Raw genomic sequence first — 7,775 nt, 5'->3', positions numbered from 1 at the left:
CCCGTCCTGTGGTCACCTCCTTACCTGTTGCTCGATTGGGGCTGGGGCCCCTCCACCACGCCGCTTCGCGTCGTGGTCCCCCTCCCCGTTCCGGGGAGGAATTATGAACCGTCTCGCGGTCTATTGCGGCTCCGCTTCGCCCAGCGATCCGCGCTATGTCGAGAACGCTCGCGAAGTCGGCCGCACATTGGCCGAGCGCGGCATCGGCGTGGTCTATGGCGGCGGGCGTCTCGGCCTGATGGGCGCGATTGCCGATTCGGCACTCGCCGCGGGAGGCGAAGTGATCGGCGTCATTCCCGAAGCCCTGGTTGCCGCAGAGGTCGCGCATAAGGGCCTGACCGAACTCCATGTCGTCGGCACGATGCACCAGCGCAAACAGGCGTTCACCGACCTGTCCGATGGTTTCGTGACCCTGCCCGGCGGGACGGGCACGATGGACGAATTGTGGGAAGCGCTGAGCTGGGCGCAGATCGGCTATCACGCCAAACCGGTCGGGTTGCTCAACCTGGACGGCTATTATGACGGGCTGATCGAATTCTGGGAGACGATGGCGCGGGTCGGCTTCGTCCGGCCGCAGCACCGGGAGCTGCTGATCGTTGCCGATACGTTGGCCGACTTGCTCGACAAGATGGCCGCGTTCCAACCCGCCACCACGATCGGGCAGATCGGCGCGAAAGACCTGTGAGCGCTCCATCCTTCGCCCGACACGGACGGACGAGGACATGACCGCCAACGGCGAACTTCCCAGCCGCGCGGCGATCGTCGCGACCGCGCGTGAATCGATCGCGCGGGGCTCGAAGAGCTTCGCCGCCGCGTCTATGCTGTTCGACCGCAAGACGCGCGAGCGTGCCTGGCTGCTCTATGCCTGGTGCCGGCGCTGCGACGACCTCGCCGATGGACAGGAATTCGGCCACGACCTCTCCGTCGTGCCTGATCCCGCCGCGCGACTGGCGCAGATCCGCGCGATGACCGATGCCGCGCTGGTCGGTGAGATGGTCGGCGATCCCGCGTTCGACGCGCTGCGCATCGTCGCCGCCGAAACGCGGCTCCCACACCGTTTCGCCTATGACCTGATCGAAGGATTCCGCCTCGATCTCGAGGACTGGCGACCGCGGAGCGAGAACGATCTCTATCTTTATTGCTATCATGTCGCCGGCGCGGTCGGCTGCATGATGGCGATCGCGATGGGCGTATCGCCCGACGACGAGGACACGCTCGACCGCGCCTGCGACCTGGGCATGGCGTTCCAGCTGGCGAATATCGCACGCGATATTGAGGAAGATGATCGCGGCGGCCGCTGCTACCTGCCCCAGGAGTGGCTGGCGGAGATGGACATTCCCCCCGGTCAGCACATGAAGCCGCCCTTCCGTCCGCGCCTGGCCGTTTTGGCGCGGCGCCTGGTCGATCGCGCGGCGGCGTTCGAAGCGAGCGCGCGTATCGGCACGCGGCGGCTCGGCCTGCGATCGGCCTGGGCCGTGCTGGCGGCGGCGGGCATCTATGGCGCGATCGGGCGCGAAGTGGCCGCGCGCGGCGAGCATGCCTGGGATCATCGCGCCGGCACCTCGACCGCCGCCAAGATCGGCTGGATCGCGCGGGCGCTCGGCCAGGCGGTGCAGCGCAACCGGCTCTATCCTGTCGCGTCGCGCGATCCGGATCTGTGGAGGCGGCGGCGCGGTTAGTCCTGCGTAAACCCTGCTCGGTCAGGACTCGGCAAGCCCGACAGCCTAGCTTACCCATTATGACGAAATTGTCCGTGAAGTTCTCGCGCGCTTTACAGCGCGGCCGCGCCGAACCCGCGCCGCCGCCGACACGCGCGGGGCTTTCGCTGACCTTGCTTCGGAAGCGCGCCGCCGCGCACAATGTCGGCGCCGAGGATCTCGAGGCGATGCTGCGCGACCAGATCCGCTGGTCGCTGCCGATCCGCCGCGGCGCGGACGCTGAGTTAGTTGATTAAGGGATCGCCCGGCCGAGCGCGGTGAAAATGCCATTCGGCCAGCCACATGCCGGCAAGCGGCAGGATCAGGGTGGCGCCCTGTAGCCACAAGGGTTGCGTCAGCTGGGTCAGGTTCCATACGCCGTCGGCCACCAAGACGAGCGCGACGATCCATCCGCCGGGCCGCCATTGGCCGATCCGCAGCGCGGCGAACGCGCCGACCAGCCCGGCGAGGAACCAGCCTACAGCGATGATCCCCTGGCCGGCGAGCGGCATCGCCATGACGAAGCGCGCGAGCATTTCCTGGGCGCTGGCGTCGGCAGCGATCGCGGCTGGGAACCAACGTTCGGCGAGTTCCCAGGCACCGTCGATCAGCGAAATGGCGAGTACCAACCCGACGATGGTGCCGATTATCCTGCGCATGACGTCCCCTGGCTGTACTGGGAGCATCATTACCGGGGCGACGCGCCCCATACCAGCTTAGCTGCGGCGCGCTTGTGCCTTGTTATTGGCCGCCATCGACTGGCCGACCTGGCGGCACGCCGCGGTGATGGTCGGATAATCGATGTCGGTGTTGCGGATCAGCGCCGCCGGCATCGCTGCCCGGCATTGCGCCGCGCTGTAATACCGGACCGGCTCGATCCGCTGCTGCGCGCATTGCGTCTGGCCATCGCCGCAGCCCATGATCGCGATGACGTAGAATACAGAACCCATGTCTTCCTCCGTCGCGTCTATAATCGACGGGGCATGATGACGGTTCCCTGAATGCCCGCGGCACCCTACATAAAGCGGCGATGCCGCCCACCGAACTCCCGCCGACCAAGGATCGCCCGCTGATCCCGACGCTTCGGCGCTTCCTCCCTTATCTGTGGCCCGCCGATGCGCCGATACAGCGGTTGCGGATCGTCGTGGCGATGCTGTTGGTCGTCGCGTCCAAAGTCGTACAGGTCTATGGCGCCGCCTATGCGCTGAAATGGGCGATCGATCGGATGTCGAGCGGCGACCATTCGACCGCCTGGATCGTCATGGCGCTGCTCGCCGGTTATGCCACGGCACGCTTCTCGGGAACGTTGTTCGATAATCTGCGCAACGTGATTTTCGAGCCGGTCGGGCAAGATGCGACGCGGCGGCTGGCATCGAACGTGTTCAATCATCTGCATCGCTTGTCGCTGCGCTTCCATCTTGAGCGGCGGACCGGCGCGGTTACCAAGGTCGTCGAGCGCGGCACCAAGAGCATCGACACGATGCTCTATTTCATGCTGTTCAACATCGCGCCGACGGTGCTCGAGCTAGCGCTGGTGCTCAACATCTTCCGGCGCAATTTCGGTTGGGGGCTGGTCGGCGCGACGGTCGTCATGGTCGTCGCCTATCTGTGGTTTACCTGGACGGTGACGAACTGGCGCGCCGCGCTTCGGACGCGGATGAACGACCTCGATACCGGGGCGGTCAGCCACGCAGTCGACTCCCTGCTCAATTTCGAGACCGTTAAATATTTCGGGGCGGAGGAGCGTGAGGGGCGGCGTTATGAGGCGGCGATGGCGGCCTATGCCAAGGCCGCGATCAAATCGGAGAATTCGGTCGGCTGGCTCAATATCGGTCAGGCGCTGATCACCAATGCGATCCTCGCCGGCGGGCTGGCATTCATTGCCTGGGGCTGGGGACGAGGGCAATTCACCGCAGGTGACGTGTCACTCGTTTCGACCCTGCTGACCCAGCTATTTCGTCCGCTCGACCTGCTCGGCATGGTCTATCGCACGATTCGACAGGGCGTGCTCGACATGGGCGCGATGTTCGATCTGGTGGATACGCCAAGCGAAATCGTAGACGCGCCCGATGCCAAACCGCTAAATATCGATCGTGGCACCGTCCGATTTGAGGATGTGCATTTCGGCTATGAGTCGGGCCGCGATATTCTCAAGGGGATCGATCTGACCGTCCGTGCCGGCCAAACGCTGGCGGTGGTCGGACCGTCGGGTGCGGGCAAATCGACTCTGGCGCGGCTGCTGTATCGATTTTACGATTTAACTGGCGGGCGGATCACGATCGACGATCAGGATATCAGCCACGTCACTCAGGCGAGCCTGCGCGCCGCGATCGGCATCGTCCCGCAGGACACCGTGCTGTTCAACGACACGATCGGCTACAACATCGCTTATGGCCGCGAAGGCGCCGGCGAAGAGGAGATTGTGCGCGCCGCCAAGGGAGCGGCGATCTCCGGCTTCATCGAGCGCCAGCCCGACAAATATGAAACCCGGGTCGGCGAGCGCGGCCTGAAGCTGTCCGGCGGCGAGAAGCAGCGCGTGGCGATCGCGCGCACCCTGCTCAAGAACCCGCCGATCCTGATCCTGGACGAAGCGACCAGCGCGCTCGATAGCCGCACCGAAGCCGAAATCCTTGGCACGCTGCAGGCGATCGAACGCGGGCGCACGACCATCGTCATCGCGCACCGCCTGTCGACCGTGGTCCATGCCGACCAGATCGTCGTGCTCGACAACGGTCTGGTCGCCGAACGCGGCACCCATGCCGAGCTGCTGCGCAAGAACGGCCTCTATGCCGATATGTGGGCGCGCCAGGCGCAGGAACGGCAGGAAGCGCTGGCGGCGGAATAGGTTGACGCAAGCGCCGGTCAGGCGATCAATGCCCGCATGATCCGCCTGATCCTCGCTTTCATCCTCGCGCTCGTCGCCACGCCGGCCCTCGCCGATCCGGCCGAGGGATTACAGCCGCCGATTACCGTCCGGTCCAAGTTCGTCCCCGCGCGGACTGTGCAAGTCTGGCTGCCGCCCGGTTATGCGACCTCGAAGCGGCGCTACCCGGTGCTCTATCTGCATGACGGGCAAAATGTGTACGACACGCCCTCGCCCTTTTCGGGCAAGAGCTGGGAAGTGCATCGCGCACTCGACCGGCTGATCGCCGCCAACAAGGCCCGCCCGGCGATCCTGGTCGCGGTGTGGAACAACGATAACCGGCTGGGCGAATATATGCCGCAGGCCGCGGTGCCGGAAATGGGATCGAAGGGCGATCCCGCCTCGGGCGATCTGTTCAAGAAGCTTCCGGTCGAGCGCGCCAGGATTGTCGGCGACGGCTATGTCCGGTTCCTGGCGACCGAGCTCAAGCCGCTGATCGACCGCCGCTACCGCACGTTACGCGGCCCCCAAAACACCATGTTGATGGGGTCGAGCATGGGCGGGCTGATCTCGGCCTATGCGGTGGTGCGCTATCCCGGGATGTTCGGTGCGGCGGCTTGCCTGTCGACCTCCTGGCCGATCGGGGACGGGTTCGCGGAACGCTGGTTCGAGGCGCATTTGCCGCCCCGGAGCGCGCGGCTCTATTTCGATTATGGCACCGGGACCAATGACGGATCGATCGAGCCGTTCCAGCGCAAGCTCGACGCGGCGGCCGGATCGCGTGGCGATCATTGGGTCAGCCGCGCCTTTCCCGGCGCGGAGCATAGCGAACGCGCATGGCAGGCGCGAGTGGATGTCCCGCTGACCTTCCTGCTCGGACGTTAGGCAAAAAGAAGGGGCCGTTTTCCGGCCCCGGCGCGGCCGCCCTATCGCGGCCGCCGGTTGGCGAGCTGGCATCCCGACCTCCTCCCGCTCGCCGCGGAGGAGGTGCGTCCCGGTCAGGCGACCGGGACGAACGAGGTGGCGGCGTTGACGAGAAGCATGGTGCAGACGAGCGCGCTGAACACCGAAACCGCAACCTGCTGAGCCGAAGCGAAACGTACCGACATGATCTTAACTCCCTTACATGGTGGCTATCGGACCGTCCGACGACCATGCCGACACGTGTGCAGGGAGCGTGCCAGTTTTATAAGTTATTGATATTGCATCACTTGAAATTTTCGGAAAGCGAACGATGGCGTGATTTGCCTGCCACGCCTGGTTTATCTCACCATATGTCGGCGAATATCACCGATCCGAGTGAATGCGATTGCGGCCGTCTTCCTTGGCAACGTAGAGCAGGCGGTCGGCGCGGCCCATGGCGGAACCGATCGTATCGTCCGGCTCGACCAAGGTCAGGCCAGCGGAGAAGGTCACGGCCCCCAGCGGCGCGTCGGTTTCGCGCAGGCGGTAGCGTTTGGCGGCGACCGCGGCGCGCGCGCCCTCGAGCGTGGACAGCGCGTCATCCGGGGTCAGGCCGGTGAACATCACGACGAATTCCTCGCCGCCATAGCGCGCGACGAGATGCTCGTCGCAGCCCGTGCGCAACGCCTCGGCGATCGCCTTGAGCACGCGATCGCCGACCGCATGGCCGAACCGGTCATTGACCGACTTGAACTTGTCGACGTCGCAGATCGCGACGCAGACAGGATCGCTGCTGGTGACGGCCGCGGCATAGGCGTCTTCGAACGCACGGCGATTGGGCAGGCCGGTCAGCGGGTCGCGGCGCGCATCGTCGCGCGCCAGTTCGAGCTCGCGGCGGAGCCGGTCGGCCTCGTGCGTCGCTTCCTGCAGCCGGGCCTCGGCCGACGAGACGCGGTCGAGCATCGAGCTCGCCATGCGCACGACCTCGTCGATCGCGCTGGTATCGCGCGAGGCGCGGATCGCATCGCGCGAGGCGCGCAAATCCTGGCCGAACCCGCGCGTATCGGCGTGCATCGCGCGCACCGTGTCGCCGAAATCCTCGACCTGCATCTGAGCACGCGCGACCAGCGACTGCGCCTTGGTATTGTCGGCGACGACGGTGAGTTGCGGCGGCGAGGAGAGATTGGGCACCGAATCGCCGCCAACACTTGCCGGAGCCCCTATCACCGCCCGGCCGCCAAGCTCTTCGATATCGCGCGAACTCAGCCGCACACCGCCGTCGGTAATGCGCGCGACTTCGGCGGCCAATGGCCCGCGTTGATCGCTCAACACCTTGTGCGCAAAAGCATAATGCACCGGATCGACGCTGAGGCGATGGCGCGCGAGGAATTCGCCGATCGCGGCATAGAGCCGATCCGACGCTTTGGATGAATTGTCTACGGCGCTCGCCACCGTCCGCTCCCGTTGCCAACATCGCACCTGGGCGATGGAAAAGGGCCTACAGGCGATAGGCTAAGATCGCGTTTGCGAACCTATCAGATAGGTAGCAGCGCTGGCGGCTACCTGCCCGTGGACAATGGCGAGCGCGGTTATTCTATTTGAGCGCCTTCAGCGCCTCCAGCGTCAGTTTGACGTGGTCGACATACGACAGGTCCGAATGGACGAACTTGATCTTGCCGTCGCGGCCGATCACGTAGCTGGTACGGTTGGTGATATCGCGCGCCTTGCCCGTCTTGGGATCGGTGAATTGCTTGCCGAGCGCGACGTCATAGGCGCTGACGATGCGCGGCCCGGCGCTCGCGACCGGAAATTTGCCCGCGCATTTCTCGGTCGAGAATTTGATCAGGGTCGGCACAGTGTCGGTCGACATGCCGATCACGGTCGCGCCGGCGGCCTTGAACTCGTCGATATGCTCCGAGAATTCGTGCGCTTCGGCGTTACAGCCCGACGTATAGGCGGCCGGGAAGAAGTACAGCACGACCGGTCCCTTCTTGAGCTGATCCGCGAGGTGGAGGCGGAATTCCTTGCCGTTAATCGCGCCGCGGGTGTTGAAATCGGGCGCGGCGGCACCGGTCGGCAGCGCCGCGACAGCGGGCATGGCGATCGCGGCGAGCGAAAGGGGAAGAAGGCGAAGCGGCAGGCGCATGGACGACTCTCCGAAGGATGAGGCTGGGGGCGGCAAGGCCAGCGGTTCCTAGACCCGCGATGTGGCGGACGCCAGAGGGGAGATGGGGCGCTCGGCGGCACAACCTGAGCTCTGCCCCCTCTCCCGCTTGCGGGAGAGGGAGGGCCCCGCCGCCATAGGCGGTGGG

The 7,775-nt window shown here is 65.4% G+C and carries 9 protein-coding genes; 5 read left to right on the top strand and 4 right to left on the bottom strand.

Features of this window, described 5'->3' with window-relative positions:
- Positions 1-103 precede the first annotated feature (103 nt).
- From SPR01S_RS20165 to SPR01S_RS20155, 3 genes are all read left to right on the top strand, one after another.
- Positions 104-685 carry an LOG family protein gene (locus SPR01S_RS20165; RefSeq protein WP_066593385.1) on the top strand — a complete coding sequence of 194 codons (582 nt, stop codon included), beginning with the start codon at positions 104-106 and terminating at the stop codon, positions 683-685.
- Between the two features lie 37 nt (positions 686-722).
- Positions 723-1,679 carry a phytoene/squalene synthase family protein gene (locus SPR01S_RS20160; protein WP_066593378.1) on the top strand — a complete coding sequence of 319 codons (957 nt, stop codon included), beginning with the start codon at positions 723-725 and terminating at the stop codon, positions 1,677-1,679.
- Between the two features lie 74 nt (positions 1,680-1,753).
- Entirely contained in the window at positions 1,754-1,954 is a 201-nt protein-coding gene (locus tag SPR01S_RS20155; RefSeq protein WP_169803476.1) for a hypothetical protein, read from the top strand.
- Here SPR01S_RS20155 and SPR01S_RS20150 read toward each other — a convergent pair.
- Positions 1,943-2,356, bottom strand: coding sequence for a hypothetical protein (locus SPR01S_RS20150; RefSeq protein ID WP_066593371.1), 414 nt, complete (start codon positions 2,354-2,356; stop codon positions 1,943-1,945). The genes SPR01S_RS20155 and SPR01S_RS20150 overlap by 12 nt on opposite strands.
- Positions 2,357-2,413: 57 nt before the next feature.
- Positions 2,414-2,647, bottom strand: a complete 234-nt coding sequence (locus SPR01S_RS20145) for a hypothetical protein (RefSeq protein WP_066593368.1) — start codon at positions 2,645-2,647, stop codon at positions 2,414-2,416.
- An 80-nt stretch (positions 2,648-2,727) separates the two neighbouring features.
- Here SPR01S_RS20145 and SPR01S_RS20140 point away from each other — a divergent pair, with 80 nt between their 5' ends.
- Positions 2,728-4,542: an ABCB family ABC transporter ATP-binding protein/permease gene (locus tag SPR01S_RS20140; protein WP_066593365.1), complete on the top strand. Its 1,815-nt coding sequence runs from the start codon at positions 2,728-2,730 to the stop codon at positions 4,540-4,542.
- Between the two features lie 36 nt (positions 4,543-4,578).
- Complete coding sequence (locus tag SPR01S_RS20135) at positions 4,579-5,445, top strand: alpha/beta hydrolase (protein ID WP_084251323.1); 867 nt, start codon at positions 4,579-4,581, stop codon at positions 5,443-5,445.
- A gap of 402 nt (positions 5,446-5,847) precedes the next feature.
- Here the strand turns inward: SPR01S_RS20135 and SPR01S_RS20130 are convergent, their stop codons facing one another.
- Both SPR01S_RS20130 and SPR01S_RS20125 read right to left on the bottom strand, forming a co-directional pair.
- Complete coding sequence (locus SPR01S_RS20130; protein ID WP_157082382.1) at positions 5,848-6,915, bottom strand: GGDEF domain-containing protein; 1,068 nt, start codon at positions 6,913-6,915, stop codon at positions 5,848-5,850.
- A 142-nt stretch (positions 6,916-7,057) separates the two neighbouring features.
- Entirely contained in the window at positions 7,058-7,609 is a 552-nt protein-coding gene (locus SPR01S_RS20125; RefSeq protein WP_066593359.1) for a peroxiredoxin, read from the bottom strand.
- Between the last annotated feature and the right edge of the window lie 166 nt (positions 7,610-7,775).

It is taken from the genome of Sphingomonas pruni NBRC 15498 (assembly GCF_001598455.1).
Lineage (GTDB): Bacteria > Pseudomonadota > Alphaproteobacteria > Sphingomonadales > Sphingomonadaceae > Sphingomonas > Sphingomonas pruni.
The sequence above is the reverse complement of the archived record's forward strand: the minus strand, read 5'-3'. Positions and strand labels throughout refer to the sequence as shown.

What these genes read in the sequence shown, in the direction of transcription:
- SPR01S_RS20160 (WP_066593378.1), top strand. Translation starts at nt 723, where the DNA reads ATGACCGCCAACGGCGAACTTCCCAGCCGCGCGGCGATCGTCGCGACC.
- SPR01S_RS20140 (WP_066593365.1), top strand. Translation starts at nt 2,728, where the DNA reads ATGCCGCCCACCGAACTCCCGCCGACCAAGGATCGCCCGCTGATCCCG.
- SPR01S_RS20150 (WP_066593371.1), bottom strand. Translation starts at nt 2,356, where the DNA reads ATGCGCAGGATAATCGGCACCATCGTCGGGTTGGTACTCGCCATTTCG.
- SPR01S_RS20135 (WP_084251323.1), top strand. Translation starts at nt 4,579, where the DNA reads ATGATCCGCCTGATCCTCGCTTTCATCCTCGCGCTCGTCGCCACGCCG.
- SPR01S_RS20165 (WP_066593385.1), top strand. Translation starts at nt 104, where the DNA reads ATGAACCGTCTCGCGGTCTATTGCGGCTCCGCTTCGCCCAGCGATCCG.
- SPR01S_RS20125 (WP_066593359.1), bottom strand. Translation starts at nt 7,609, where the DNA reads ATGCGCCTGCCGCTTCGCCTTCTTCCCCTTTCGCTCGCCGCGATCGCC.
- SPR01S_RS20145 (WP_066593368.1), bottom strand. Translation starts at nt 2,647, where the DNA reads ATGGGTTCTGTATTCTACGTCATCGCGATCATGGGCTGCGGCGATGGC.